The sequence below is a fragment of the Streptomyces sp. NTD91 genome, from assembly GCF_059510455.1.
On the sequence record NZ_JCAJZW010000055.1, the window covers coordinates 18,824 to 43,232 of the forward strand.

The following is a 24,409-nucleotide window of genomic DNA, read 5'->3' on the forward strand; positions in this document are numbered from 1 at the left end:
AGGACACACCATGACCGTCGACCTGCGAGGCCGCTCCTACCTGAGCGAACTCGACTTCACCGCCCGCGAGATCCACCACCTCCTCGATCTCGCCCACGACCTCAAGGCGGCCAAGCGTGCCGGCACCGAACGGCCGCAGCTGACCGGCAGGCACATCGCCCTGGTCTTCGAGAAGCCCTCCACCCGCACCCGCTGCGCCTTCGAAGTGGCGGCCGCCGACCAGGGCGTCCGCACCACCTATCTCGGCCCCGGCGACACCCACCTCGGGCGCAAGGAGTCGGTCGCCGACACCGCCCGCGTCCTCGGCCGCATGTTCGACGGCATCGAGTACCGGGGCTCCGCCCAGTCGATCGTCACCGAACTCGCCGCCCACGCGGGCGTCCCCGTCCACAACGGACTGACCGACACCGCCCACCCCACCCAGAGCCTGTGCGACATGCTCACGATGCGGGAGCACAGCGCCAAGCCGCTCACGGACGTCAGCTACTGCTACCTGGGCGACGCCCGTAACAACATGGGCAACTCGCTGCTGTCGATGGGCGCGCTGCTCGGCATGGACGTGCGCATCGCCGCGCCCGAGGAGCTGTGGCCGCAGCCCTCGTTCGTGGGTGCATGCCGCGAAGTGGCCGACCGTAGCGGGGCGCGGATCACCCTCACCGAGGACGTCGAGGCCGGCGTGCGGGGGGCCGACTTCCTGCACACGGACGTATGGGTCTCCATGGGCGAACCGGCGGACACCTGGCGGGAACGGATCGAGTTGCTGCTCCCGTACCAGGTCGACGACAAGACCCTCGCCCTCACCGGCAATCCCGACGTGAGGTTCATGCACTGCCTGCCCTCTCTCCACGACCGGCGCACCCGGCTCGGCCAGGAGCTGTTCGAGGCCTACGGACTGAACGGTCTCGAAGTCACCGACGAGGTGTTCTCCTCGCCCGCCTCGATCGTCTTCGACCAGGCCGAGAACCGGTTGCACACCATCAAGGCCGTGCTCGTCGCCACCCTGGAGGCCTGAACCATGCGCATCGTCGTCGCCCTCGGAGGCAACGCCCTGCTGCAGCGCGGGGAACGCCCCGACGCCGCTGTCCAGCAGGCCAACGTCGACCGCGTCGCCGCGGCCCTGGCCCAACTCGCCCATGAGCACGAACTGGTCATCACCCACGGCAACGGCCCGCAGATCGGACTCCTCGCCATGGAGAGCGAGGCCGACCCCGCGCTCAGCGTCCCCTACCCGTTGGACCTGCTCGGGGCCCAGACCGAGGGCATGATCGGCTCCCTGCTCACCCGCGCCATGCACGACGCCCTGCCCGGGCACCGGATCGCCGCGCTCGTCACGCACACTCTCGTGCGGGCCGACGATCCCGCCTTCGCCCGGCCCACGAAGTTCGTCGGGCAGGTGTACTCCCGTGCCACGGCCGAGGAACTGGCCCGCAAGCGCGGCTGGCACATCGCCCAGGACACCACCGGCTGGCGGCGGGTCGTCGCCTCACCTGCCCCCGAACGCATCCTGGAGACCGACACCATCCACGAACTGCTGAACAGCGGCACCCTGGTGATCTGCGCCGGCGGGGGAGGGGTCCCCGTCACCGCCGACCGCGACACCGGCGCACTGACCGGGGTGGAGGCCGTCATCGACAAGGACCTCACGGCGGCGCTGCTCGCCGAAGACCTCAGGGCCGACTTCCTGCTCATCCTCACCGACGTCCCCTACGTCTACGAGCGCTATGGAGCCCCTGACCAACGCCCGTTGCCCGACGCCACCCCCCGGGAGCTGCGGCACGGTGGTTTCCCTGCCGGCTCCATGGGGCCCAAGACCGAGGCGGCTGCCGGCTTCGTCGAGCACACTGGCGGTCTGGCCGCGATCGGTGCCCTGGATGCGGCATACGAGATCGTCCACGGCAGGTCGGGCACGCTGATCCGGCCGGACCTCACGGTCGGGTGACACGGCGCGGCGGCACCGCTCCGCACCGCGCCTCCCGGGCCGGGCCCTACCGCTCGCCACTCCACTCGCGACAGGCGGCCACCGCGGTGGGCATCGCTCTTCCGAGATGGTGGGCGCCTGGGGCGGGGAGGTGGAACGCCGTGCGGATGGTCCCCACCTCGGCATGGGGCTGCGGGTCTTCGACGGCTTCGGGACACAGAGCTGTACCCCGACTCCGCCGAGGACAAGCAGTGGGTCGGTGTTCCGATTCTCGGACGTCGCCCGGTCGAGCGCCTGGCTCGGGTCGGCCAGGTGCCGGGAACCCCCCCCGGCGACAGCCGCGACTTGATCGAGGGAGCCCGCCTGGGCGACGTCGTGCATCGGGACCGGCTGGAAGGCGAGACGGTTGGTGCCGATCACCTGGATGCGGTACGTGCCGACGCCACGCGGCCGTGGAGCGGGACCACGCGGTGACCCGCCGCGTGGAGGACCACGCGGCGGCACTCGGCCACAGTCCGCGCACGCTGACCCGGGCAGCGTCCGCCGCAGCGGGCCGCAAGGCCAAGAAGTATGTCGACGATCGTGTGCTGTTGGAGGCCAAGCGGCTGCTGCGGCACAGCCGTCTGACGGCGAAAGAGGTCGCGGACCGCCTCGGCTTCGTCGACGCCAGCGACTTCACCAATTTCTTCCGGCTGCGGACCGGCGTGACGCCAGGGGCGTTCCGGACCGGTACGGACGGGAGGTGATGCACAGCACGAGGCGGAGGTTTTCGTGGACGCCGGGCTGCTCGGAGCAGCGGTCCCACGCCGGTGGCGGGCGTCACCGGCCGCCACACACCGGTCGGTTGTCGACCACTGGCGCCCCGCGCCGAGACAGCGGTGCCCAAGCTCATTCGCCCTGGTGCAACGAGGTCATCCGGGAACAGAAGTGCGACGGTGCCGTCGCTCGGTCCATGACGGCCCCGGCTGCGGAGTTCCGTTCCCACGGTCGACACGCGTTCAACCGGTTTCGGACGAGTGCCTCGGGCCTTCCGGAGGTGCGCGGTCAGCCGGTTGCGCGCCGGCCGCGGGGCCGCGCCCGTGCCGCCGTCAGCGCGACGATGACGCCCGCGACGCCTCGACCGATGGCACCACCCGGCACGGTCGGACCGTGCCCGCCCCGCCCGAAAACCGTCTTCCACGTCCCGAAGGATTCGCACGAAGCACGCCGGTGCCCCTCACCAACTCGACTTCAGAGGCGACGTACTTGGACGGCTGGACCCTGTCGGACGAGGACGGGCGGACGTACACCTTCCGCCGCGCGGCCGGACCGGTGTGCAAGGGCATTGTGTCTGCTACCCGCGCGGGACGGAACGAGGGGGGTGTTGAATGGGGGTCCATGAAGAAAAACGGGCGTGCGGCGAGCCGGACAGCGGTACTGATCTGTCAGGGGCGAGCGGCCGCGGACGGCAGGACTGTCACGGACCGGTTCACCGACCCTGTGGCGGCACGGCTGCTGCGCCCCGAAGAGCGTACGGCCGTGGACCAGGTAAGAGCGAACACTCCGCCCGTGGGCTGGCAGGAGCGCATGGCGTACGAGAGCGTACGGGCGTGCGCCGAGCTGATCGTGCCGCGGACGCTGGCGATCGACGAGGCACTGCGCGCCCGCGTGACCGGGCAGCTCGTGATCCTCGGAGCCGGTCTGGACACGCGTGCGTGGCGCCTGCCTGGTCTCGCGCGGACAGATGTGTGGGAGGTCGACCGTCCGGCCTCGCAGCAGGACAAGCGCGCCCGCCTCGCCGACGCCGCGCCGGTGCTCCCAGGAGGGGATGAGGAAAGTCGCCTGACCGCCGGGCTTCCGGTCGTCGCCCGGTCCGTGCGGTTCACGCCGGTCGATTTCGCCGTCGATGATCTCGGTGCGGCGCTGGATGCCGCCGGTCACGACCCGTCCGCCCCGACGACATGGTTGTGGGAGGGTGTCGTGCCGTACCTCACGCGCGCCCAGGTGCGCTCGATGGTGGCCGCTCTCGCCACCCGGACGGTTTCGGGCAGTGCACTCGTCGTCAACTACCAGGCGCCCTCGGCGAGGGCGGCTGCGGGGCGGCTGCTGGCACGCGTGCTCGGTGGTTCCGTGACATCCGGCGAGCCGTGGCGATCACTCTGGAGGCCGCAACGGATGGCTGCACTGCTCGCGGAGTACGGCCTGCGGGTGGTGTCGGACGACAGCCTCCTCGCCCTCGCACACGACGCCGGCAGCCCGGCCCGCGGACGGACGTCCTTGAAGTCGGGCCGCGTAGCGGTCGCCGAAAGCCACTGAGGTGGGGTTGGTGCAGCTGCCGGCTTCGGCCTCGGCGCGGGCGACGAGCTCGACGAACCCTCGCAAGGCCTGACGAACCGTGGCTTGCCACCGAAGGCGACCGGATCTTGCGGCCGGATGAGTAGAAGAACTCATGACGCCCACCGAGCTGCGGGGAAAGATCGACGCATGATGATGCTGAGGAAGACGAGAGCCCGGCTCGGGATGCTGCCGTTGGCGGCGATGGTGCTGCTGACGACGAGTTGCGGAACGCAGCGGGCAGGGGACACCGCCGACGCGTACCGGCGTTCGCATCCCACGCCGACCGGCATATCGACGCCGAGTACACCAGCAGACTTCCCTTGCCGAGGCGAGAGCTCCAAGCCGACGGCGGCCCCGGCCGTCACCGCGCCGAGCTCAACCGCGCCGCCGACCGACCACTACGCCGAAAACCACGGCTTCAGAGTTCCGATCCCGCTCCACGGCCAGAGCCGCTGCGACGGACTCACCGCCGTCGGACGCATCAAGAGTGCACTCGAACCGCTGCGCCGGCGCGGTGATTTCGCCCCCGACAGCGTCCGCGCCGCGCTCACCGGCCTCGGCTACTCCGACGGAAAGGTGCAGACGTATCAGGACGGGTCCGCCGGAGTCGGCTTCCTCATCGACATCGGTGCGTCTCCCTGGTGTGTGGAGGGCACGATGAGCAGTGACGTCACCAAGGCGGACGCCTTCGGCGGCTACCCCGACGGCACTGGCTGCGAGCCCCCGAGCGGCGGCCACTGACCGCAGGCCTCCGACGCCGGTGCAAAACCACCGACGTGCGCATCCCAGGTCAGCCGGGCGGCGGCATCCGCATTCCCGAAGCGGCCGACCACCCGGCCGGCCCAAGAGCTTGAAGATCAAGCCAGGGCATCTTGCGAAAGTGCGTGCGGCGGCGGGTGTGCCGTAGTAGTTGTGGAGGGTCTCGGAGGCATCCCTGTTCTCATCCGGAGTCGTCGATGTCCGTTCGCCGCGTCGTGCCCAACGTTCAGTCGGAGGCTGGGCAGGAGAGCCGGAAGTTCTACGGTCTGCTGGGCCTCGAGGAGGTCATGAACCACGGCTGGATCATGACGCTCGCCTCCCCGTCCAGCCCTGCGGCGCAAGTCAGTTTCATGACCCGCGACAAGACTGCCCCGGTCACCCCCGACATGAGTGTCGAAGTGGACGACGTGGACGCGGCCTATGCGGCCATGCGGGGCAGCGGTGCGGAGATCGTCCACCCGCTGCAGGACGAGGAGTGGGGCGTCCGGCGGTTCTTCGTCCGCGACCCCAACGGCCGCGTGATCAACGTGCTGGGTCACCGCTGACACCGCTCCCCACGACCGGGAACGTGCTGTTCACAGCCAATCTGCCAACCTGCCGGGTAGGTCACAAAACCGCACCCTAGCGCGGATGAAGACCTGAAAGATCCGTCACGACTGCCGCCTGAAAGGCGACGGCCCTCACACCGCCATGCTCGGCATCGCCCGGCTGCACAACCTCGCCTTCGTGGGACGACGCCGGCCAACTGCGCAACCGGAGAGGCCCGGTGGAGGCGCTGCCCGCCTCTTGGGCTCGGAGCAGGCTCAGTCGATGCAGAACTCGTTGTCCTCGATGTCAAGCATCGGGATGCACGCATCATTGCCGTCGTACAGCGTTCGCACGTGTACCGCGCCGAGCTGCACCAGTCGTGCGCATTCGGCCTCAAGGGCGGCGAGGCGCTCTCTACCCACGAGCCCGGTACCTACCCGCACATCAAGATGCAGCCGGTTCTTCGCGGCCTTCCCTTCAGGGACGCGCTGGAAGTACAGTCGCGGGCCCACACCTGAGGGATCAGTGCAGGCAAACCATGAATCCCGCTGCTCAGGTGGCTGCGAGCGCTTGAAATCGTCCCAGGTGGCAAAACCTTCCGGAGGCGGCGGAACGACGTATCCCAACACCTCGCACCAGAAACGAGCGAGGCGTTCAGGTTCTGCACAGTCAAAGGTGACTTGGAACTTCTTGATCTGTGACATCAGCGCACCCTACCAAGGGGTCACTGCCACACCTGGCGGCGGAGCCAGCGGGTGGTCCGTGTTCCAGTGCCTCCCACGCGGCCGGTCGAGCAGGTGGCACGTCCCGCCCGCGGCGAGCGCGGTCGCCAGCCACACGGGGGGACGGCTGCCGCCGACAGCGTACGGCGGGCGCAACAGGTCGGGGTTGTGGGGCAAGTCGTCCTGCCGTAACCGCAACGTCTTCTGTCTCTCGCGGCGCACACGCGGGTCGTCCGGCTCCGGTCGCAGTCAGGACGCTGCGTGCAGCCACACCGCACCAGCCCGTCACGCGCGACAAACGGCGACGTCGACCATCATCGCCGGGATACTTGTCGCCCATGGATGAGGTCAAAGTCGTGGTCGCCCATCCCGAGCGCGCGACTCTGCGCGTCGGCGGCCGTACGAAAGCGTGTACCGGGGCCAGTGGGACGCCATGGTCAGGAGGCTGCTCCTGTCAGGGCGAGGAATTCGCTGCGGGAGCGGGCGTCGGAGCGCAGTAGGCCGAGGAGCGTGGAGGTCATGGTGCTGGACCCGGTGGCCTGGACGCCACGCAGGGTCATGCAGGAGTGTTCCGCCTCGATGACCACCCCGACGCCCTTGGGCTCCAGGTGGGTCTGCAGCCAGTCGGCGACCTGCTTGGTCAGGCGTTCTTGGACCTGGGGGGGCAGGCGAAATGCTCGACGCCGCGGGCCAGTTTGGACAGGCCCAGGATGCGGGCGCCTGGCAGGTAGCCGACGTGGGCGGTGCCCACGAACGGCAGCAGGTGGTGCTCGCACGCACACCGACCGGACGGGGATACGGCGGGCCAGGACGAGTTCGTCGTAGCCCTCGTCGTTGGGGAAGGTGGTCAGGTCGAAGGGGCGCGGAGTGAAGAGTTCCGCGTAGGCGCGGGCCATCCGGCCCGGTGTGCCGCGAAGGCTCTCCGAGCGGGTGGAGATGCCCAGGGCGGTGAGGAGCTGGCCGGCCGCGGCTTCCGCGGCGGCCAGGTCGATCCCGTCGGGTTCGTGGACGACCCGCAGAGCGGGCCGCCCGGGTATCGCCTCTTCCGCGGCCAGGAGACTTGCTGGCGCACTGGTGTCGTTCCGGCGCTCGGACATGTCAGCTGCCCCCGATGCCCAGAGCGGCGAGCAGGACCAGGACGACAGGGACCAGGGCGAGCAGCCCATGGGCCAGCACCCCCGGCACCGGGAAGTGCTGTTCGGCAGGGACGGTGCCTTCGGCCCCCGGCCCCGCGGCGGCCGCTGCCGCACCGACCGCGGCGCGCTCGCGGTGGACGGGAACCCAACGGGCCAGCATCACGAATCCCAGCAGTGCGACGGGCAGCAGCAGGCAGAAGGCGGCACAGGCCAGGGCACTCCTCTCGGCAACGAACATCCCCGACCGGCGCCACGAACTCCTGGCCGACCTGCTCCTGGACGCCGTCCTCACCGAAGGCGCAGACGAGACCGCGAAACAGGCGGCCATGCGGACCGCCGAGCAGCGCGGTCGGCAGTTGGGTGAGGCCGCACGCAAGGAGGCCCGTCCTGGCCGCGTGGGCCCGGAGCGCGGGCTGACCGCCTGCGAGCGGCTGCTGAACGGGTACGGCTACGAACCCGTCCGGGACACCCCGACACGGCTCAGGCTGCGCGACTGCCCCTTCCACCCGCTGGCCGCGAAGGCCCCCGACCTGGTGTGCGGCATGAACCACGCCTTCCTCAGCGGCTGTCTGGGCGGCCTTGAGGTCAACGGCATCCAGGCCTTCCTCGCGCCTGAGCCCGGGGAATGCTGTGTGCGCCTGGGTCCGAGCGACGATGATCGCGACGACGAGGCGAGGCAGGACGCGAAGCCAGGCCGGCAGGGCTTTGCGGCGGGCCGACTCGCCGGCCGGTGAACTGGTGCGTGTACTCCGAGCCCGGGAGTTCCGCGGCGCGCGGCCGCGCGGTTCTGGACTGTCCTGTCTGCGTGCCTCTTGGCCTCCTCGAGGTCGACGGAGGTCGACTGTCCGGCGTCCGTGGAGAAGAGGTGCGGGCGCCGGACAGTCGAGTCGCGCAGAACCGAGCAGGCGCGCCGATCGCACGCCCGCTCAGTACGTCACATGTGGGTGAAGATCTTCTCGGCCTCGAAGCGCGAGACCGGCTGGCGAGAGACACGCGTCTCGTCCGGGTAGCCGAGCGCCATGATCAGCGTTGTGGTGAAGTCGGTGTCGGTGAGGCCGAACGCTTCGTCGATCGTCGCGCGGTCGAACCCTTCCAGCGGGGTGGCGTCGACTCCGAGAGAAGCGGCGGCCATCATGGTCGCGCCGACCACCAGGTAGGTGTTCTTCTCCAGCCAGTGGAGCACGTCGCCGCCGTAGTTCTCCGACTGGATCTCCACGAAGTGGGACGCTCCAGCCTCCCAGGCCTTCTGGATCTCCGGGTCCGCGAAGCGACCGTCCGCGCGCTCCTTCGCGAAGATCTCCCGCAAGTGCTCGTCGGGAATCGTCCTGCGGGTCGTGAACACGATCGCGTGCGACGCGTTCCGTATCTTCTCCTGGTTGTCCGCGAAGCGGCCGACGAGAGCGTCCGCCAGCTTGTCCTTGCCGGCCTGCGACTCCAGCACATGGAAGTGGTTCGGCTGGATGTTGATCGTCGTCGGCGAGGTGCGCAGGTAACGCAGCAGGAGCTGGAAGGTCTCCTCCGGGATCTTCTTGTTCGGGTCGAAGTAGCGGGTGAGGTGCTTGGTGATCAGATTGTTGAGATCCATGCTCGGTTTTCGTTCCGTTGTTCGGGATCGGGTCGGGAGGTGGTTGCTGGGCGTCGGAGTCACGTCAGTACGTGGTGTACGTCGTTTTCATCGGGGCGCGGCCTTGCCGGTCGACGCGGTTTCGACGTCGCTGGTTACGCGCCCGCACCGGGGATGTCGACGACGGTGTCGTTGACGTTGTTGAGGTAGTTCGTGAGCAGCGTGACGACCACGACGGTGACGATCGCCAGGATCTCGGGGTCCGTGTACCCGGCCTCGCGAACCGCGGCGATGTCCTCGTCGTCCACCTGACCGCGGGTCTCGACCACCTGCTGGGAGAAGCGGGCGACGGCGGCGCGCCCCGGATCGGTGGAGCCGCCGGTGCGGGCCAGCTCGATCTCCTCGGTGGCCATGCCTCCGAGGTTCGCGGAGATGTATCCGTGCAGCGCCGAGCAGTAGTCGCAGTTGTTGGAGTGGGACGTGGCCAGCGCGATCGTGTGGCGGGTCTTCGCGTCGAGGAGCCTCGCGATGCTGCCCTGCAGGCCCATCACGATCTCGAGGACGGTCGGGTTGGCGGCGAGCGTGGTGAACATGCCCGGCGCGAAGCCGAACTGCTTGGCGATGGCGTCGAGCGTGCCCTGCGTCTTGGCGTCGATGTCGGTGTGCTCGGGCGTGCTGAGACGAGACATGGGGGTGGTCCTCGGGTCGGTGTCAGTTCTGGGCTGTCTGGCCCACTTGCAGTGAACACGGCGCAGAATGGGCTGTCAAGCCCAGTCTGCAGCCATGCTGGGCCACTGGGCTCAATCTGCGGGACAGGGTGGTGGCATGCAGATGAACGATCGATCGCGTGATCTTCGCGGGCGCACGGGCGAAGAGCTGCGACGCGAGGTCGCATCCTCGAGCAGGCCGCGGACTTGATCCGCACGCGGCGGGTCCACGCGACGAACAACGAGCGGGTGCGAAGAGCGGCCGGGGGCACGGTTCGCAGCTGAGCCGCTACTCTGCGAACAAGGAGAGCCTGGCGCGCGGCGTCATCGACTGGCAGACCGAGAGCGTGCTCGACTTCCACCGAAGCGAACGGTTCGCCGGCCTCGACACGATCGATGCGTACCAGGAGCGGGCGGACTTCTTCGTCGTCGCCGGTCGCCCGTTCGAGAACGGCAGCGGCCTCGGATCCCTCGCGTGCGAGACGTCGAGGCCGATCTGGATGTCCGCGACGACCTCACCCGTGTCATCGCCGAACGGCGGGACATCTTCCGACCGGGACCGGGACCAGTCCAGCTTCCCGGCACGGTGCAACTCGGTGAGCAGCCCCTGGTGCATCCGGTCCCACACCCCGGCCTCGTGCCAGTCGCGCAGCAGACGCCAGCACGTCGTCCCGGACCGGAAGCCGAGCTCCTGCGGCGGCCACTCCCGCTGGATCCCGGTGGGCAGCACGAACAGGATGCCCTGCAGGCAACCACGGTCGTTCAGTGGCAGCCGGCCGGGATGGCGCGGACGCCGCCGCCTGACCGGCAGCAACGGCTCGGTCCGCTCCCTCAGGTCATCCGGCACCCTCCACGGAGGACCGTTCCCCTTCCCCATGACTCGTTCAACGAGCCGGCCAGGAAGGGGATATGGCTACGAGCAGGCTTTCCATCAGGTGCTCCGACTCCTGCAGCTGACGGCCCGGGAGATAGGGTGCGGTCGGCTGAGCTGGGTTGATAGGTAAGCGATGTGACAGAGAGTCTCGAGTTTTCCACGCTGCTGCAACTGATCGACGAGCGGTCGGCCGCGTTCCGCAGTGCGGTTGCCGCCGCGCGCAGCCTCGACGCGCCGGTGCCGTCCTGCCCCGAGTGGACGTTGTTCGATCTGGTGCAGCACCTGGGTACGGGCCAGCGCTGGTGGGCCGCGATCGTCGCCGCGGGCCCGGCCGAGGCTCCGCCGGCCAAGGATGCCGCGGATGTGCCGCGCGAGCTCGACGCACTGCTGGTCTGGTACGCCGAGTCGAACGAACTGCTGCTGCGTGCGCTGCGCGAGGCCGGCCCGGAGCGCGAGTGCTGGGCGTGGTGGGGCGCCGACGTGTCGCCGGCGAATGCCTGGGGCGTTGCCCGGCGCCGGGTGCACGAGGTGCTGGTGCACACCTACGACGCCCAGCTCCCCGCAGGCGCCGTGCAGCCGATGCCGGCGGACGTCGCGATCGACGGCGTGGCCGAGTTTCTCGACACCTGCAACTCCACCCCGGCCGCCTGGCCGCACGAGGCCGCCACCATCCACTACCACGCCACCGAGGGCCGCTCCTGGCTCCTCGCGTTGGACGGCACCGGCGCCTGGCCAGCACCCCTCACGGACGACGCCGCGCCCGCCTCCGCTTCGGCCACGGGCACGGCCGAGCAACTGCTCCTCTTCGTCTGGGGCCGCCTCACGCTGAGCGACCTGAAGATCGAGGGCGACCAGCAGGTGTTCGTGCAGCTGATCGCCTGGGAGCCCGAGGAGTAGCCGGTCAACACGCCAGCGGACGGCCGCGCGCATCTGGGATACGGGTTGGTCAGCCGTAGGCTCACCGAGCCGGCCCTCGACGTCGGGGACATGCCCCGCCCGGACGGCGTCGTCCTCTCGCATCTGCACGGTGATCACTGCGACCGTCGCGCCGGAAGCGGTCTGGACCACTGGCTCCCGATCGTCACGACACCGCACGCCGCGCGCCGGCTGCCTACCCTGCAGGGGTTTCGCCGGGCAGGAGGGCTGCGCACCTGGGAGAGCTGCATCCTGCAGCGCGGCGCGGCACAGGTCCGGGTGACCTCACTGCCTGGACGACATGCCCTGCATCCCGTGCTGCGCCGTCTGCTTCCGCCTGCCATGGGCAGCATGCTGGAGTTCGGGCCGGTCGGCGGACCGGTGCGGCTGCGGCTGCATGTCTCGGGCGACACCCTGCTGTTCTACGGCCTGGAAGAGATCGCCCGCCGCTTTCCGCCGCCGACCTGGCGATGCTCCCCCTGGGCGGCACGCAGTTGCCCGGCTGTTCCGCGGGCCGCCGTCACCTGTGGACGCGGCCATGACCGTCACCGCCCAGACGTCTCACGCCCCACCCGTCTGCGCAGTGGTCGGCGCGAGGTCGTCGGATCGCAGCTCGAACCAGATGGTTTTGCCGGTGGCGGTCCGGGTGCTGCCCCAGGCGTCTGCAAGCAGGTCCAGGAGTTCGGTCCCGCGCCCGCCCTCCGCGTCGCTGTCGGCGACGTTGCGGACGGGTACGGCGGACTCGGTGTCCTCCACCTCGCACGCCAGGCGACCGTTGCGCACCCGAAGATTGAGCCGGAGCGGCCCACGGGTGTGGCGCAGGGCGTTGGTGACCACCTCACTGACCAGGAGCTGGGCTGTGTCGGTCAGGTCCTCCAGCCCCCAGTCCGCCAGCTGTGTGGTCACCTGCCGCCGGGCCTGCCTCGCAGAGGTCGGCTCGCGTCGCAGGGGCCAGGAGGCGTCCCAGGCAGAGGCGCGACCCCGGGGTGAGTCGAGCGGTCGCACCGGCGCGAGGGCGCGTGACCACAGGGCCCACTGCCGGGTGGCCCAGGAGAGGGCACCGTCTCGAGAGGACCGATCTGCTCGGCGCGGGGTACCGCGGGTGCCGGCGGTGGCAGGGATCGCCATGGGGATCAGTCCCTTCGAAAGGGGGCTATACATGTAGCGGTCGCTACACCTCCAATATAGATGTAGCGGGTGCTACGGTAAAGACCTACTCAAAAGATTGCATAGTGGATATGTAGGACCCTTGATCTGCTGTCGTCCCTCGGAGCCCTCATGCCTCGCCCGCCCGATCCGGCCAAACGACGTGACCTGCTGCGCCGGGTCCGCGCATACGTCGTCAGCAACGGGCTGACGGACCTCTCCCTGCGCCCCCTGGCTCGTGCTCTGGGCACCAGCGACCGCATGCTGCTCTACTACTTCGGATCGAAGGAACGGCTGGTCGCCGAGGCGCTCGCCGTCTACGAACGCCGTCCTCTCCTGCGCAGCCGCGAACTGCTGGAGACCGTCGGCTCACCCGGAGATCCAGCGGGTCTGCGCCGCTTCATGGAGGAGGTGTGGCGTCAGTTCAGCGACCTCGACGTACGTGCCTCGCTGCCTCTCTATCTCGAGATCATGAGTTCCAGCGTGCTGCACCCGGACCGGTACGGGCCCGTCATGCAGGGCATCGTCACCGAATGGACGGACCTCCTCACCACGGTCTTCCGCGATCTCGGCATGGACGAGGAGCGGGCCCGGACACAGGCCGTTCTGCTGACCGACGCCTCCTTCGGACTGCTGATCGCCCCGCTGGCGGACGGCCACTGGGACCGGGCGGAAATGGCCTTCCATGCGCTTCTCGACGGTCTCGAACCCGGCTGGCACATCACCACATGACGATCGCGTGGCGGACCGTGTGGCGGGCGTGCGTCAGGCCACGCAGGGTGGGCAGCAGGGCAAGGCCACCCGCACTCCAGCTTGTCCGTGCAGTGGCAACGGTCGCATCGCCGATGGCGCCCGCCCGGCCGGCGAACCCGAGATCAAGCCCGCTTTGGGCAGGTCAGAGCCCATGCACGGAAGCGTCTGGTCATGGCGCGCGGGCGAGGTCGTGCATGTGGGCAACGGCCCGGACCGCGTGATGGAGACCGTCGCCGTGCCGGCGCCAGTCGCGGAGGGTTCGTGCGGTAGTACACCGCGACCATCAGTACCCACGACTCTGCTGCTTGGTTCAGGGTCGGGTGTGGCTCTCTCCTCGCGGGACGCGTTGAGCTGCTCGTCGGGTGACGGGGCCTGCCCGACTCTCTGCTGCGCTCCTCGCAGCAGCATCCGCCTACCGCGGCGCACGTCTCACCGGCGCGTGAGCACGCGGAACTCGTTGCCGTCGGGGTCGGCCAGCAGCACTGCGCCGTCCCCTCCGTGGTCGGAGTCGAGACACTGCGCCCCGAGGGAGAGCAGGCGCTCGACCTCCGCTTGATGATCGTCGTCCGGTGCGAGGTCGAAGTGCAGGTCCTTGCCGGGGTCCGGCATGAGCGGCGGACCACCCCACGTGATCTTCGTACCGCCGTTCGGTGACTGGATGGCGGTCTCCTCGTCCTGGTCCCAGACCAGCGGCCAGCCCAGCGCCTCGCTCCAGAAGTGGCCCACGGCCTGCGAACCATCGCAGGCGAGCGCTCCGATGAAGCCGCAGCCGGCGAGGAAACTGTTGCCCGGCTCGATAACACAGAACTCGTTGCCTTCGGGGTCGGCGAGCACCACATGGGACGCGTCCCGTCCCTGGCCGACCTCGGCGTGCGTCGCACCGAAGTCGAGCGCCCTGGCCACGGTCTTCTGCTGGTCCTCCAGGGAGGAGCTGGTCAGGTCGAAGTGCAGCCGGTTCTGGGCGGCCTTCTGCGTTTGGGAGGGACGGAAGCCGAGACGGTAGCCGGCGTCATTCCCGGACAGCAGGGCGACGCCGTCGTAAGAATCGTCGGCTCTCTTCAGGCCCAGGACGCCTGACCAGAAATGCGCTAGGCGCTCGGGCTGGTGCGCGTCGAAGGAGATTGCGAAGAGTCGGCTGCTCATTGCGCCTCGCATCCTCGGTCCGTTGAGTGCCAACGGTCGGCAGGGCGCTGTGTCGGCGCCTTGAACGAGGATCCTATGAGCGTGCCGGCCTCAGTTGCAGCCGAGTATTCCGGGGGCCGCGGAGCCGGAGCTGCACCCGCATCGCCAACGTCCCATGAAGGAGAGCCGCCTGTGTGACCGTCACGGTCTGTGCCGGGACCTCTGGCAGCCCCTTCGGCTGTAACGACATGGACTTCACTCCCTGTGGCCCACGACGCGACCAGGGCCACAGAGGCCATCATGCCGCACCCGCGACGTTCACTCAGCCAAATTGCGCGGCAGAGTCACCGACTCGGCCAAAGTCAAAGACCACAGCCGGCCCCTGCGATCGCAACGACCTTTAGCCTCGATCTTTCGCGAGGGACCGCCGACGGAGTCGACGGGCCCTTTCGGTTCCCAGAGTTGATAATGGGCAGGTTGAGGGCCCGGCTGTCGCGTCGGGTGGGCGCCGGGTTCCACTGCCCGGGGCGGGTGATGTTGTCGTCGGGACGGTGGAAAGTTGCTGGTCAGTCGGGGGTGGGCAGGAGCGCGAGCCGTTCGAGGGCGGCGGTGATCTCGCCGGTCCAGGGCCAGTGCTGGGTGAGGCGGAGAATCCTGCGTCGGCCGGTGGTGACGAGCTGAGCGGCCGCGGAGAACAGGCGGAATCGCAGGCGGCGGGGTTCCCAGAGTCGGGCCTTGCCCGTGAGGGCAAGCATGGGCATCCAGGCCAGCAGGTCGAGGGCGATCTGGACGATCTCCAGCCAGACCTTGTTCTGGGCTGCTGTGTGGAGTGGCAGGTTGCGCAGGCCGGTGGCCCGGGCGGCCCGGATGCGGTCCTCGGCCCGGGCCCGCAGCCGGTGACGGAGCTCGAGAGCGGCGATCGGCCGGTCAGGGGTGTTGGTCGCGAAGCATGTGATCCGCATGCCGTCCGCGTCCGTGATCCTCAACTGGGCGCCAGGATGGGGCCGTTCCTTTCGGACGATCAGTCGCATGCCCTTGGGCCAGCCGTCCAGGAGCTTGCCGGTGAGCTCGGTGACCCAGGCCCCGTCACGGGTCTCACCGTTGGTCTCGACGGCCGGGGTCCAGGCTGAGGCGGGGACCTTCAGCACGTGTTCGTGGATCGCTTCGGTGACCGTCATGCCGACCGAGTAGGAAAGCCATCGTCCTCGTCGCGCGAGCCAGGACACGAAGTCGTGGGTGCCGCCCGCGGAGTCGGTGCGGATCAGGGTCTGCCGCCCTCTCCGGTAGTGCTTCGGCATTTGGGCCAGGGCGAGTTGGGCGGTGGTGATGTGGTCGGCAGCCGTGTTGGAGCCCGCGTTTCCCGGCCGTAGGAGGGCGGCGACGGGCTCACCGGTTCCGCCCGGTCCGTGGTCGAGGAAAGCCATCAGGGGGTGATGACCGCAGGTCTTCTTCCAGGTTGCGGCCGCGTCCTCCTTATCGGAGTGGGCGATCACGAGGACACCGTCGAGATCGACGACGACCTGACCGTCGGCGTCCGGGGCGACGCCGCCGGCCAACGACCAGACACGGCTGCGGACTTCGGACCGTGCGGACCGGATGGCCTGCAGAGCCTTCTCGCCGGAGGCGGCGAGGGCGTCGATCAGGCGGGATATGGTCGGGTCGGAGGCGACCGGACCGAAGACGGCTGGCTCACACCGCAGCATCGCGACGTCCGCGAGGCAGTCCCCGCCCAGTGCGACCGCCAGGGCGACGTCCAGGAGGGCCTTGCCTGGATCGTGGACGGCCCGCGGCTTGCGCCACGGAGCCAGAGCCTGGGATATGGCCTGGTCAAGACCGGTCTTGCGGACCGTTTCGACGAGCAGGACCGACCCGGCCTGGGAGACGGCCTGGCGGCCGTCGTCCTGGACGCGGACACGGGGGTAGGACCCGATAGAGTGCTTCACGTGGGAAGTGCCTCCGGCTGGTGCGGGAACAGGGACCTCGACAATCCTCATTCTTGCTGGGCAGAGGCACTTTCTGCTTTCCTGACCGCCTGCCGGACAGCCCGCTTCGTGAAGCCGCGAGGCTAGTCGTAGGACGTGCCGGACCCGCCCAGCCGGATGCTGCGCCGAGGTGAACCTGCGCGGCATCTAGGAGGAGAAGTGAACGAGAACATCCGCAAGCTGATGACCCTGATGCCTCCGCACGACGGTGCGGGTGAGGTCATCGACTGGCGCCGGGTGCGCGAGGTATGGGGCTGCGATTTCCCCTCCGATTTCAGGGACTTCATGTCCATCTACGGATCAGGCGCGATTGAGGACGTCCTTGCCATCTCCCGCCAGAACGAGGGCGCCCCGGGTGACGGGCCCTATGACGCCTGGTTCGTCCCATTCGAGGACTGGCTGGTGGAGGTTTCGGCGTCGTATCCGGCCTGGCCGGCAACGGGGAGTCTGATCTGCTGGGGGGAGGATGCCAATCGGGATGCCTTCTTCTGGTCCACCCACCCTGCTTCCCGCCGGCGGCCAGCGTGCCGATCAGACGGAAGACGGTCGGGTCGGAGGCCACCGGCCCGAACACAGCTGACTCGGTCCACCAGGCCGCTCTTGCGAGCTCTCTCGACCAGCAGCACGGCCCTGGCCTGGGAGACCATCCCACGACCACCGTCCTCGACGCGGACACGGGGGTAGAACCCGATACGCCTCTTCACCTAGGAAGTGCCCCCGGCTGGTGCGGGAACAAGGACCTCGACAATCCTCATTCTCGCTGGTCAGAGGCACCTTCTGCTCACGCGATCACCAGTCGGACAACCCGGCTCGGACCTTGTCCGGCCGGGTGCGCGGGCGGCCCTGCCCGACCCGAGGCACCCGGATACGACCCAGGACCACCTGGAACTGCGGCGAGTCGCCGCGCTGTCCGGCCGTGATGACCAGCGACATCGGTTTCTGGGCCGGCTCGACCGCCAGATGAAGCTTGGTGGTCAGCCCACCCCGGGAACGGCCGAGCCCGTGATCGTCGGGCTCGATGAACACACCGCCTGGCGGCTCGATCTGCAGATCCCCTTTTTGCGGGCACCGGCCGCACGCTGGTGGCGCGGGCGATGGTCGAGTCCACCGAGACGTCCCAGGTGATCAGTCCCTCGGCGTCGGCCTGGGCTTGCAGTTGCTCGAAGACACGGTGCCAGGTGCCGTCCCGCTGCCAGCGCCGGAACAGGCCATAGACCGTCTGCCACGGGCCATACCGCTCGGGCACGTCCCGCCAGGGAGCACCGGCCCGAGTGCGCCAGCGTATGCCGTCTATCAACTGCCGCTTGGTGTGCACCGGTGGCCGTCCAGGCTTGTTGCCGACCGGGAGCAAGGGCTCCGGCTTCGCCCACTGCGCATTCGTCAGATCATGCCGCCCCACGAAGTGGATCTTGACACATCAAGATCCACTTCTGAAACACGCCCTAGGAGTCCGCCTGATCGGCAATTACGGCGTCCGGTCGGGTTCGCGGACGGCCACCGGGCCGGGGCCTCGGTGTTCGCGGCTGAAGACTCCGACGAGAGGACGACTTCCAGCGCTACGAGGCGGTACGTCAGTACCGCCGCCTCCTGAGTGACAGCGGTACTGACGCTGGTGCGTCGCTGTGCGCGGCACCGTGTAGAGCTCTTGGTGCCGGACCGGGATCAGTTCCAGATGCCGGTGATGTCCGAGGCGTTGGCCGCGGCCCCGGCATGGGTGGTCAGCCCGGCCAGGTCCTCGACGGTGCGCAGGGTGTCGTAGTGGTTGTAATGGGTCGAGGTGGAGCTGCCCGGAGCGACGTGTGCACCGTAGAAAACGGTGGCGATGTGGTTGCTGTGCGAGCTGTCGTCCTCGTCGAACGTGACGGCCAGGATGCTGTTGTGCGTCTTGGCCCAGGTGGCGTAGGCGCCGAGATTCTTCTGCAGCCAGGTGTCACCGGTGCTGATGGAGCAGTCGTGCATGTCGTTGCACAGGTTCGGGATGACGAACGAGACCTTGGGCAGGGTCGTGTAGTCCGTCGGGAACTGCGTGAAGGTGTACGCCGTGTTCAACGGGACGTTGCTGAAGGCGAACCACGGGTTGTGCTTCTGGGCGTACTTGGTGGCGGAGTTGGTGCACACCGTGGAGCCCTGGGAGGGCAGGCCCTCGTTGTAGCTGCCCCACGTCTTGCCGGCGGCGATGAGCTCCGATCCGAGGTTCGCGGCGCTGCTGAACTGTGGCTTGTAGCAGTTGTCGTTGGTGATGCCCTGGTTGTTGCCGGAGAACAGGTCCAGGTAGTTCGGCTGGCTGGGGTGCGTGATGGCGTACGACTTGGTGAGGTTGCCGCCACCGGCCACCAGGGTGTTGTTGAGGTACGGGGCGCTCGTGCTGCCGATGACCTGCTCGTAGGCGTGGTTCTCGAACACCACCACGATCACGTGGTCGGGGGCGGGGAGAGCGGCGGCCTGCGCGGCCGGGGCGGCGCCCCACACCCCGACCAGGGCGGCGGGGAAGGCGGCGAGGGAGAGCGCCCGGCACGAGCGCTTCATGCGGGACAGCAAGGACACGGTGGACCTCCTGCAGGAGCGGTTGGGACAGCGCGGGGGGTTGTGTTGTCTACTGCTCAGGCGGTCGTCTCTGCTTCGGGCAGTAGGAGAATAGGGATCGCTGCAGACGTCTTCCGGGCCTCAGAAGTGAAAGCCAGTCGAACAGTCGCCGCAGTTGGACGTCGACCCCGCACATCGCGTTCACCTGTCAGGGATTGCGCAAACCGCGGCGGCCGAGCTCTCGGCACAGCGAGTCCGTTACGGGTCCATCCGTTCGGTATTGGATCAAGAGGAGGACTTGTCGACAATCCTTGCCAGCTCGTCTGCCGACTCCGAAGTCAGACGATAGAACCCCTGGAGGCTGACCGAACGCTCAAGTCGGCCGTCCACCAGGTACTTCAGCCCACGCGTCTGCCCCCGGCGGTTGCGCCACGCAAGCCCCGCCAGGACCTCCCCGGGTATCGGCGTGTCGAAGCGTACGGGCGTAGCGTCCACGTGCACCGCCGCGGCACCGCAGCCACCGGCGCCGAGCATCGCCCAGTCGCTGTGCCCCGGAAACGCCGGATCCCTCCAGGTGGCGGGAGCAGTGCCGCAGCACTCGCGCCGGTCGATGTCGATCAGCCGCATCCGGCTTACGACGTACACGACGCATCGGTTGACGTGCAGCGCGTACACCTCGTCCCCGGCATGGGCACCGGACCAGGCGGGCAGAGAGGAATGGACGCCGCTGAAGGCCACTGGCGGCCGCTCGCCTGCCCGTCCGGCTTTGCGCAGGGCACGGCAGGTGTCATGGGTCCACAAGACGGTGAAGGCATCAGGCATGCCGTGATCTTATGAACGAGCACTGACAACCCATCCTTCCTCCAACCGGCCGGTCGCGCGGTCTCTTGCAGAAAAGGAAGAGCCGCTCTCCGCATCGGTTGGATCATCCCCGCGCCTGCGGGAGCAAGCCACCGTGTACGCCGCGGTCTCCACCCTGGGCTTGCCCTTCGGCTTCGATGCCAGGCCCAAAGGGGAGCGCCGCCATCGACGCCGGATCAGCGGGCAGGTTTCTCCCAGGTCAGGGAGTACCGGCGCAGCACATGCCGGCGGTAGCGCACGCCGGGCAGCAGCCGCCGGGCAGCAGCCCGCACCTGCCCGTAGCTCATCTGCGGGTCGGCGACCGGCATACCCTGCGGGCCACGCGCGCGACGCAGAACCTTGGTGATCCGCACGACCGGGGCAGCCGCGATCAACGCCGCCCACTCCGTCGCACTCGCCTCGCGGGCCAGACCGGCCACCACCAGCGTGCCGCCGGGCCGCAGCAGCTCACGCATGCGGACGAGAGCCGCCTCGAAATCCATGTGATGGATCGTGGTCACCGAGCAGACGAAGTCGTACTGCGCACGCGGAAGTTCTGCGGCGAGGAAGTCTCCCTCCATGAAGGTGAGTTGCGGGTGGCCGGCAGCAGACTCACGTGCGCAGGCGATCATGTCCGGCGACTTGTCGATCCCGGTGACGTGTTTCGCCCGCCTGGCAAGCTTCCGTGCCAGCAGTCCGTCTCCGCAGCCGACGTCAAGGGCGTCCCCGCACCCCTCGGGAACAGCCCTGAGGATGCCCGGGTGGCGGGCGACGTTGGTGTTCCAGTAGGGCTCTGCGGCGGGCTGGCGCATCGAATCATCGTAGAGGTCGCTCATGGTCCGCCAAACGACGAATGCCCCGTCCGCACGGGGAGTCGTGATCGTGGAGATGGGGACATGTGACACTGAACAAGCAGATCATGGGAAATTGTCAGAGCGGCCTGCACTGGAAGGCCTCCCCGTCGCAGCGTGCGCAGCGTGTGCTCGCTCACCTGCCCAAGGGCGCGACTGCTTCGGTCCTTCCGCCCGCTTCTGCAAGGACGATCTGCACGCCGCCCGGAACATCTCATGCGCGGCGAAGCCCGCGGATCTGCGCATCACCGGCGTGTGGCCCTCCATCCGCACCACCGGCATCGGCCCGGCCGTGGACGGCAGCGGCCTCGACATGAGGGCTGCCAACAGGACGACGATGAAGGAGCATTGGGGCTTGAGCGGTGGGTACCGGCCGCGTGCGAGGATGCTGCTGTGCTGGATGAGATCGACGCGGTGGAGTGGGATTCCATACCGGGCCATCCCGACTGGTATGAACCGGGACGTGCCGCCCGTGGTCTGAGTACCCTGGCCGAGGCGGTGAGCGTGGTACAGGCGGCGGAGGCCGGCTCGCGGCTTGTCGGCGGCGGAATTGTCCATGGTCACAGTGCCGCTGTCTTTCCAGCGGCTGTGATTGCGACCCCGCTGCTTCCGGACGTCGCGCAGCAGGGTCATCCGGCGGCAAGAGACACCGCGTTGGGGTTGCTCGACGAGGCTCTGTCGTGCCATCCGCATGCCGGGTACACGCGGGTGACGGCTCCTGACGGCGTCGCGGTTCCCATCTGCAGTGCCATCGCCCACCATCTGCGGGCCCGCACCGACTTCCTTGTCGGGCCGGGCAAGAGGGGCAAGTCATTGCTGGCCGTCGCGGCCGAGCACTGTCGTTTCGAGATCCGCGAGTGTGTCGCCGACGGTGGCGGCACAGCAGCCTTCGGTATCTTGGTCGGCTGTCTCCCGGACGGCGTGCGTGCAGCGGAAATGCATCGTGCGGGTGCCATCACCGTGCTGGGCGAACTCACCCTCGAACATCCGCCGGTGAAGGACTCTCTCGAAGCATGCCTGCGGGTGTTCGCCCCGCATCCGGGCGAACTGGAGCCAGGTGCCGTGCTGTTTCCGGCGGAGCGCGGGGAGCACGTGCACTGACCGGCTGCTGTGGTGACCGCGGCAAGACGCCGCCAGCAGATCTCGGGAGCATCCGAGGGTGAGGAAGGCTTCGTGAGCGTCGTCGCGGATCTCCAGCGGATCCGCAGGCAGCGCGACCAGTGCAGGTGGGCGAACGCGCGCTCGCCGACCCGGCGTCGGCTGCCCAGGCCCGGAGCCGTGCTCGGTGCCGCGGTGAGCGATCAGCGGCGTCACGCCGAGGTCCTGGACCAGGCAGCGCGACTTGTCGTGGTCGTAGCCCCGGTCGGCCGGCACCGCGTCTGGTCGGCCGCGCCTGCCCCGCACCGGCGGCACGGCCTGGAGCAGCGTGCGTCGCCGGACCGGGTCCGAAGGGTGCGACTGTGCGCCGCGCGGGCGGAGACCCTGGTCCGCGTCGGCAGGTGGCAGTCCGGACAGCCGCGCCACCACTCGCCTCCGCTCTCGTACGGGCCGGGCGCCTGCGCCTGGTGGGCGAGCAGGTCGGACTCGGAGACGACACCGCGGCACGTCGGCCGGGGCGAGCGGGTGGGGATGCGGCGGCCCGGGTCTCATGCCGGCCGGCTTTGCCGGACGTACCGGATGGCGCTGAAGACGTACGGACGTACATGAGGGTGCCCGCGTCGTCGATCCGGTCTCGCAGGCCGTCCGGGCGGGGCATGCGAGTTTGTGCCGTTCGGTCAGCCACTCGGTGCCGTCGCCGGCCGTACCGAGCCTGGCCTCGATCGCGGCCAGGCGGTCGGTGTTGGGCCGCGGCCAGGTCTGGGCGCGCCTTCAACTCAGCGAAGCTCTTGGAGCCGACGTGTTCCAGCGGTGTCGGCAGGTCCGGATATTCAGGTGTGTGGAGACAGGGCAGCCGCTTCAGCCCGACCTGGCCGCGATGCCACAAACGCACACAGGGGTCCGAGCGGTCTCTTCGGTGACCCCATCCCGGGGCACGAGAGCCTGGCCGCCGCTGCGCCGCCACCGTGCTTCGGCCGAGCACCATGGCACCGGCCTGGTCGTCGTCCCGCAGCGCCGTGAGCGTGACCAGGGGTCTCGACTCCCAGCTTGGCAGGAGCATCACAAACGATCATGCCGACCAGTCCGTGCTTGCGGCGAACGCGCTCGCGGAACGACACGGCGCACGGTCGTCACCGACACGAGGCTGCGGTGGCGCACAGCGCGGCCCAATGGGATGACTGGCCAGTCGATGGTATGGGAGTATGGTTCATTTACATGGCAGGTTCTCGGACCAATTCCGCGGCCGGCTCGCCCCCCGCGTTCGGCGCCGACCTGCATCTGGAACTGCGCGGACCGGGGCTGCGCGCAGGACTCACAGACGCCTTGAGGGAGGTCGTGCGCACGGGACGTCTGGCGCCCGGCAGTCGGCTGCCGGCCTCCCGCTCACTCGCCGCGGATCTCGGCGTCTCGCGTAACACCGTGGTCGAGGCCTACGCCGAGCTGGTCGCTGAGGGCTGGCTCACCGCGCAGCAGGGCTCCGGGACCCGGGTGGCCACCCGGGTCGAGCCGCGCAGGGCCGCGCCTGAAGCTCCTCGTGCGAGGCCGGCCGAGCCCCGTCCCCGATATGGCGTGTGGACCGGTGCACCGGACCTCGCGACGTTTCCGCGCACGCAGTGGCTCACCGTGGCCCGCCGGGCTTTGACCGCCGCGCCGCACGACGCGTTCGGCTACGGGGACGCTCGTGGCCGGATGGAGTTGCGCACCGCACTCGCGGACTACCTGGCGCGGGCCCGAGGGGTGTACGCCGAGCCGGATCGGATCGTCGTCTGTTCCGGTTTCCACCACGGTCTGGCGCTGACGGCCCAGGCGCTCAGGGCACGGCGGGTGCGAGGGGTGGCGATCGAGGCCTACGGACTCGACGTGTTTCGCGACCTGCTGGCGAACGCCGGTCTTCACACCCCGCCCCTCTACGTCGACGACCATGGCGCACGCATCGACGACCTCGCGCGACTGCGTGAAGTGGGGGCGGTGCTGCTGACCCCGGCGCACCAGTACCCGACGGGGGTCGCGCTCCGCCCGGACCGGCGCACGGCTGCCGTCGGGTGGGCACGCGCCACGGGCGGCCTCATCCTGGAGGACGACTACGACGGGGAGTTCCGATACGACCGTCAGCCGGTGGGGGCCCTGCAAGGCCTCGATCCTGAGCGGGTGGTGTACTTCGGTTCCGTGAGCAAGTCCCTGGCGCCGGGGGTGCGGCTCGGATGGATGGTGCTGCCGGAGGAACTCGTCCCGGAGATCGTGAAGGCCAAAGGGCATGGCGACTACATGACGAGCGCTCTGGAGCAGCTGACACTGGCGGAATTCATCGCCTCTGGTGTGTACGACCGTCATGTGCGCTCGATGCGGCTGCGTTACCGGAGTCGCCGCGATCAGCTGGTCGAGGTCCTGCGCAAGAGGGCTCCCAGCGTTCGCGTGACCGGGACGGCTGCAGGACTGCAGACGGTTCTCGAACTCCCTCGTGGAACTGAGAGCTCGGTGGTCCAGGCCGCGGCCCGGCAAGGTCTGGCGATCAGGGGGTTGACGCAGTTCCGGTACGAAGTGGAGGACTGCGGATGGCAGTTGCCCGAACGGGACGCCCTGGTGGTCAACTACGCGGCGCCCTCGGACAGCGCGTGGGCAGGCGCACTGGACGCGCTGTGCAGGGTACTGCCCTAG

25 protein-coding genes and 5 pseudogenes are annotated in these 24,409 nt (G+C 69.0%); 14 read left to right on the forward strand and 16 right to left on the reverse strand.

Going from position 1 to position 24,409, the window contains the following annotated elements; translation table 11 throughout:
- Positions 1–10 precede the first annotated feature (10 nt).
- The 7 genes and pseudogenes from argF to AC5WRT_RS34735 form a co-directional block, all read left to right on the forward strand.
- Positions 11–1,012 (forward strand): ornithine carbamoyltransferase, encoded by a 1,002-nt coding sequence (gene argF / locus AC5WRT_RS34705; protein ID WP_496093963.1) that lies wholly within the window; start codon positions 11–13, stop codon positions 1,010–1,012.
- A gap of 3 nt (positions 1,013–1,015) precedes the next feature.
- Positions 1,016–1,939, forward strand: a complete 924-nt coding sequence (locus AC5WRT_RS34710) for a carbamate kinase (protein ID WP_496100925.1) — start codon at positions 1,016–1,018, stop codon at positions 1,937–1,939.
- A 431-nt stretch (positions 1,940–2,370) separates the two neighbouring features.
- A complete protein-coding gene (locus AC5WRT_RS34715; RefSeq protein ID WP_496093961.1) occupies positions 2,371–2,664 on the forward strand; it encodes a helix-turn-helix transcriptional regulator in 294 nt (97 codons plus the stop codon).
- A gap of 631 nt (positions 2,665–3,295) precedes the next feature.
- A complete protein-coding gene (locus AC5WRT_RS34720; protein WP_496093960.1) occupies positions 3,296–4,213 on the forward strand; it encodes a class I SAM-dependent methyltransferase in 918 nt (305 codons plus the stop codon).
- A gap of 168 nt (positions 4,214–4,381) precedes the next feature.
- On the forward strand, positions 4,382–4,975 hold the full coding sequence (locus AC5WRT_RS34725) for a hypothetical protein (RefSeq protein ID WP_496093959.1): 594 nt from the start codon (positions 4,382–4,384) through the stop codon (positions 4,973–4,975).
- A 215-nt stretch (positions 4,976–5,190) separates the two neighbouring features.
- Entirely contained in the window at positions 5,191–5,538 is a 348-nt protein-coding gene (locus AC5WRT_RS34730) for a VOC family protein (RefSeq protein ID WP_496093958.1), read from the forward strand.
- 76 nt (positions 5,539–5,614) lie between these two features.
- Positions 5,615–5,725 (forward strand): annotated as a pseudogene (locus tag AC5WRT_RS34735) (IS5/IS1182 family transposase); the annotation flags it as partial.
- Between the two features lie 71 nt (positions 5,726–5,796).
- On the opposite strand, the gene AC5WRT_RS34740 reads toward AC5WRT_RS34735, so the two are convergent.
- The 3 genes from AC5WRT_RS34740 to AC5WRT_RS34750 all read right to left on the reverse strand — a co-directional run bounded on the left by AC5WRT_RS34740 (position 5,797) and on the right by AC5WRT_RS34750 (position 7,617).
- A complete protein-coding gene (locus AC5WRT_RS34740; RefSeq protein WP_496093957.1) occupies positions 5,797–6,225 on the reverse strand; it encodes a VOC family protein in 429 nt (142 codons plus the stop codon).
- A 455-nt stretch (positions 6,226–6,680) separates the two neighbouring features.
- Positions 6,681–7,340, reverse strand: a complete 660-nt coding sequence (folE, locus tag AC5WRT_RS34745) for a GTP cyclohydrolase I (protein ID WP_496093956.1) — start codon at positions 7,338–7,340, stop codon at positions 6,681–6,683.
- Between the two features lies 1 nt (position 7,341).
- Complete coding sequence (locus AC5WRT_RS34750) at positions 7,342–7,617, reverse strand: hypothetical protein (protein WP_496093955.1); 276 nt, start codon at positions 7,615–7,617, stop codon at positions 7,342–7,344.
- Between the two features lie 88 nt (positions 7,618–7,705).
- On the opposite strand from AC5WRT_RS34750, the gene AC5WRT_RS34755 reads away from it, so the two are divergent.
- Positions 7,706–8,113, forward strand: a complete 408-nt coding sequence (locus AC5WRT_RS34755; RefSeq protein WP_496093954.1) for a hypothetical protein — start codon at positions 7,706–7,708, stop codon at positions 8,111–8,113.
- A 200-nt stretch (positions 8,114–8,313) separates the two neighbouring features.
- Here AC5WRT_RS34755 and AC5WRT_RS34760 read toward each other — a convergent pair whose 3' ends face one another.
- The 3 genes from AC5WRT_RS34760 to AC5WRT_RS34770 all read right to left on the reverse strand — a co-directional run bounded on the left by AC5WRT_RS34760 (position 8,314) and on the right by AC5WRT_RS34770 (position 10,497).
- Complete coding sequence (locus tag AC5WRT_RS34760; RefSeq protein WP_496093953.1) at positions 8,314–8,964, reverse strand: nitroreductase family protein; 651 nt, start codon at positions 8,962–8,964, stop codon at positions 8,314–8,316.
- 134 nt (positions 8,965–9,098) lie between these two features.
- Positions 9,099–9,632: a carboxymuconolactone decarboxylase family protein gene (locus AC5WRT_RS34765; protein ID WP_496093952.1), complete on the reverse strand. Its 534-nt coding sequence runs from the start codon at positions 9,630–9,632 to the stop codon at positions 9,099–9,101.
- 307 nt (positions 9,633–9,939) lie between these two features.
- Positions 9,940–10,497 carry a transposase gene (locus tag AC5WRT_RS34770; RefSeq protein ID WP_496093951.1) on the reverse strand — a complete coding sequence of 186 codons (558 nt, stop codon included), beginning with the start codon at positions 10,495–10,497 and terminating at the stop codon, positions 9,940–9,942.
- A gap of 162 nt (positions 10,498–10,659) precedes the next feature.
- Between AC5WRT_RS34770 and AC5WRT_RS34775 the strand changes: the two genes are divergently transcribed.
- Both AC5WRT_RS34775 and AC5WRT_RS34780 read left to right on the forward strand, forming a co-directional pair.
- A complete protein-coding gene (locus AC5WRT_RS34775) occupies positions 10,660–11,421 on the forward strand; it encodes a maleylpyruvate isomerase family mycothiol-dependent enzyme (RefSeq protein WP_496093950.1) in 762 nt (253 codons plus the stop codon).
- A 27-nt stretch (positions 11,422–11,448) separates the two neighbouring features.
- Positions 11,449–11,942 (forward strand): annotated as a pseudogene (locus tag AC5WRT_RS34780) (MBL fold metallo-hydrolase); the annotation flags it as partial.
- A gap of 58 nt (positions 11,943–12,000) precedes the next feature.
- Here the strand turns inward: AC5WRT_RS34780 and AC5WRT_RS34785 are convergent.
- Entirely contained in the window at positions 12,001–12,567 is a 567-nt protein-coding gene (locus tag AC5WRT_RS34785; protein WP_496093949.1) for an ATP-binding protein, read from the reverse strand.
- A 150-nt stretch (positions 12,568–12,717) separates the two neighbouring features.
- On the opposite strand from AC5WRT_RS34785, the gene AC5WRT_RS34790 reads away from it, so the two are divergent.
- Positions 12,718–13,317, forward strand: a complete 600-nt coding sequence (locus tag AC5WRT_RS34790) for a TetR/AcrR family transcriptional regulator (protein ID WP_496093948.1) — start codon at positions 12,718–12,720, stop codon at positions 13,315–13,317.
- Positions 13,318–13,507: 190 nt separating this feature from the next.
- Here AC5WRT_RS34790 and AC5WRT_RS34795 read toward each other — a convergent pair.
- The 9 genes and pseudogenes from AC5WRT_RS34795 to AC5WRT_RS34835 all read right to left on the reverse strand — a co-directional run.
- Positions 13,508–13,597: pseudogene (locus AC5WRT_RS34795) on the reverse strand (IS5/IS1182 family transposase); the annotation flags it as partial.
- 170 nt (positions 13,598–13,767) lie between these two features.
- Positions 13,768–14,481 (reverse strand): VOC family protein, encoded by a 714-nt coding sequence (locus AC5WRT_RS34800; protein ID WP_496093947.1) that lies wholly within the window; start codon positions 14,479–14,481, stop codon positions 13,768–13,770.
- A gap of 545 nt (positions 14,482–15,026) precedes the next feature.
- The gene (locus tag AC5WRT_RS34805) at positions 15,027–16,403 is read right to left on the reverse strand and encodes an IS1380 family transposase (protein WP_496093946.1); all 1,377 of its coding nucleotides are present in this window, start codon (positions 16,401–16,403) and stop codon (positions 15,027–15,029) included.
- 541 nt (positions 16,404–16,944) lie between these two features.
- Positions 16,945–17,146: pseudogene (locus AC5WRT_RS34810) on the reverse strand (IS1380 family transposase); the annotation flags it as partial.
- Positions 17,147–17,231: 85 nt separating this feature from the next.
- Complete coding sequence (locus tag AC5WRT_RS34815; protein ID WP_496094098.1) at positions 17,232–17,468, reverse strand: hypothetical protein; 237 nt, start codon at positions 17,466–17,468, stop codon at positions 17,232–17,234.
- Between the two features lie 196 nt (positions 17,469–17,664).
- Positions 17,665–17,841, reverse strand: a pseudogene (locus AC5WRT_RS34820) (transposase); the annotation flags it as partial.
- A 263-nt stretch (positions 17,842–18,104) separates the two neighbouring features.
- The gene (locus AC5WRT_RS34825) at positions 18,105–18,968 is read right to left on the reverse strand and encodes an alkaline phosphatase family protein (protein ID WP_496094090.1); all 864 of its coding nucleotides are present in this window, start codon (positions 18,966–18,968) and stop codon (positions 18,105–18,107) included.
- A 282-nt stretch (positions 18,969–19,250) separates the two neighbouring features.
- Positions 19,251–19,787: a hypothetical protein gene (locus tag AC5WRT_RS34830; protein WP_496093945.1), complete on the reverse strand. Its 537-nt coding sequence runs from the start codon at positions 19,785–19,787 to the stop codon at positions 19,251–19,253.
- 215 nt (positions 19,788–20,002) lie between these two features.
- The gene (locus AC5WRT_RS34835) at positions 20,003–20,617 is read right to left on the reverse strand and encodes a class I SAM-dependent methyltransferase (RefSeq protein WP_496093944.1); all 615 of its coding nucleotides are present in this window, start codon (positions 20,615–20,617) and stop codon (positions 20,003–20,005) included.
- Between the two features lie 432 nt (positions 20,618–21,049).
- Between AC5WRT_RS34835 and AC5WRT_RS34840 the strand changes: the two genes are divergently transcribed.
- The 3 genes from AC5WRT_RS34840 to pdxR all read left to right on the forward strand — a co-directional run bounded on the left by AC5WRT_RS34840 (position 21,050) and on the right by pdxR (position 24,409).
- Positions 21,050–21,757: a hypothetical protein gene (locus tag AC5WRT_RS34840; protein WP_496093943.1), complete on the forward strand. Its 708-nt coding sequence runs from the start codon at positions 21,050–21,052 to the stop codon at positions 21,755–21,757.
- 72 nt (positions 21,758–21,829) lie between these two features.
- Positions 21,830–22,363 (forward strand): hypothetical protein, encoded by a 534-nt coding sequence (locus AC5WRT_RS34845; protein ID WP_496100926.1) that lies wholly within the window; start codon positions 21,830–21,832, stop codon positions 22,361–22,363.
- Between the two features lie 606 nt (positions 22,364–22,969).
- Entirely contained in the window at positions 22,970–24,409 is a 1,440-nt protein-coding gene (pdxR, locus tag AC5WRT_RS34850; protein ID WP_496100927.1) for a MocR-like pyridoxine biosynthesis transcription factor PdxR, read from the forward strand.

Excerpts from the sequence above, each read along its gene's own strand:
- AC5WRT_RS34790 (WP_496093948.1), top strand. The coding sequence starts at position 12,718 with ATGCCTCGCCCGCCCGATCCGGCCAAACGACGTGACCTGCTGCGCCGG.
- pdxR (WP_496100927.1), top strand. The coding sequence starts at position 22,970 with ATGGCAGGTTCTCGGACCAATTCCGCGGCCGGCTCGCCCCCCGCGTTC.
- AC5WRT_RS34750 (WP_496093955.1), bottom strand. The coding sequence starts at position 7,617 with ATGTTCGTTGCCGAGAGGAGTGCCCTGGCCTGTGCCGCCTTCTGCCTG.
- AC5WRT_RS34740 (WP_496093957.1), bottom strand. The coding sequence starts at position 6,225 with ATGTCACAGATCAAGAAGTTCCAAGTCACCTTTGACTGTGCAGAACCT.
- AC5WRT_RS34800 (WP_496093947.1), bottom strand. The coding sequence starts at position 14,481 with ATGAGCAGCCGACTCTTCGCAATCTCCTTCGACGCGCACCAGCCCGAG.
- AC5WRT_RS34835 (WP_496093944.1), bottom strand. The coding sequence starts at position 20,617 with ATGCGCCAGCCCGCCGCAGAGCCCTACTGGAACACCAACGTCGCCCGC.
- folE (WP_496093956.1), bottom strand. The coding sequence starts at position 7,340 with ATGTCCGAGCGCCGGAACGACACCAGTGCGCCAGCAAGTCTCCTGGCC.
- AC5WRT_RS34830 (WP_496093945.1), bottom strand. The coding sequence starts at position 19,787 with ATGCCTGATGCCTTCACCGTCTTGTGGACCCATGACACCTGCCGTGCC.
- AC5WRT_RS34765 (WP_496093952.1), bottom strand. The coding sequence starts at position 9,632 with ATGTCTCGTCTCAGCACGCCCGAGCACACCGACATCGACGCCAAGACG.
- AC5WRT_RS34720 (WP_496093960.1), top strand. The coding sequence starts at position 3,296 with ATGAAGAAAAACGGGCGTGCGGCGAGCCGGACAGCGGTACTGATCTGT.
- AC5WRT_RS34730 (WP_496093958.1), top strand. The coding sequence starts at position 5,191 with ATGTCCGTTCGCCGCGTCGTGCCCAACGTTCAGTCGGAGGCTGGGCAG.
- AC5WRT_RS34825 (WP_496094090.1), bottom strand. The coding sequence starts at position 18,968 with ATGAAGCGCTCGTGCCGGGCGCTCTCCCTCGCCGCCTTCCCCGCCGCC.
- AC5WRT_RS34755 (WP_496093954.1), top strand. The coding sequence starts at position 7,706 with ATGCGGACCGCCGAGCAGCGCGGTCGGCAGTTGGGTGAGGCCGCACGC.
- argF (WP_496093963.1), top strand. The coding sequence starts at position 11 with ATGACCGTCGACCTGCGAGGCCGCTCCTACCTGAGCGAACTCGACTTC.
- AC5WRT_RS34725 (WP_496093959.1), top strand. The coding sequence starts at position 4,382 with ATGATGATGCTGAGGAAGACGAGAGCCCGGCTCGGGATGCTGCCGTTG.
- AC5WRT_RS34760 (WP_496093953.1), bottom strand. The coding sequence starts at position 8,964 with ATGGATCTCAACAATCTGATCACCAAGCACCTCACCCGCTACTTCGAC.
- AC5WRT_RS34785 (WP_496093949.1), bottom strand. The coding sequence starts at position 12,567 with ATGGCGATCCCTGCCACCGCCGGCACCCGCGGTACCCCGCGCCGAGCA.
- AC5WRT_RS34710 (WP_496100925.1), top strand. The coding sequence starts at position 1,016 with ATGCGCATCGTCGTCGCCCTCGGAGGCAACGCCCTGCTGCAGCGCGGG.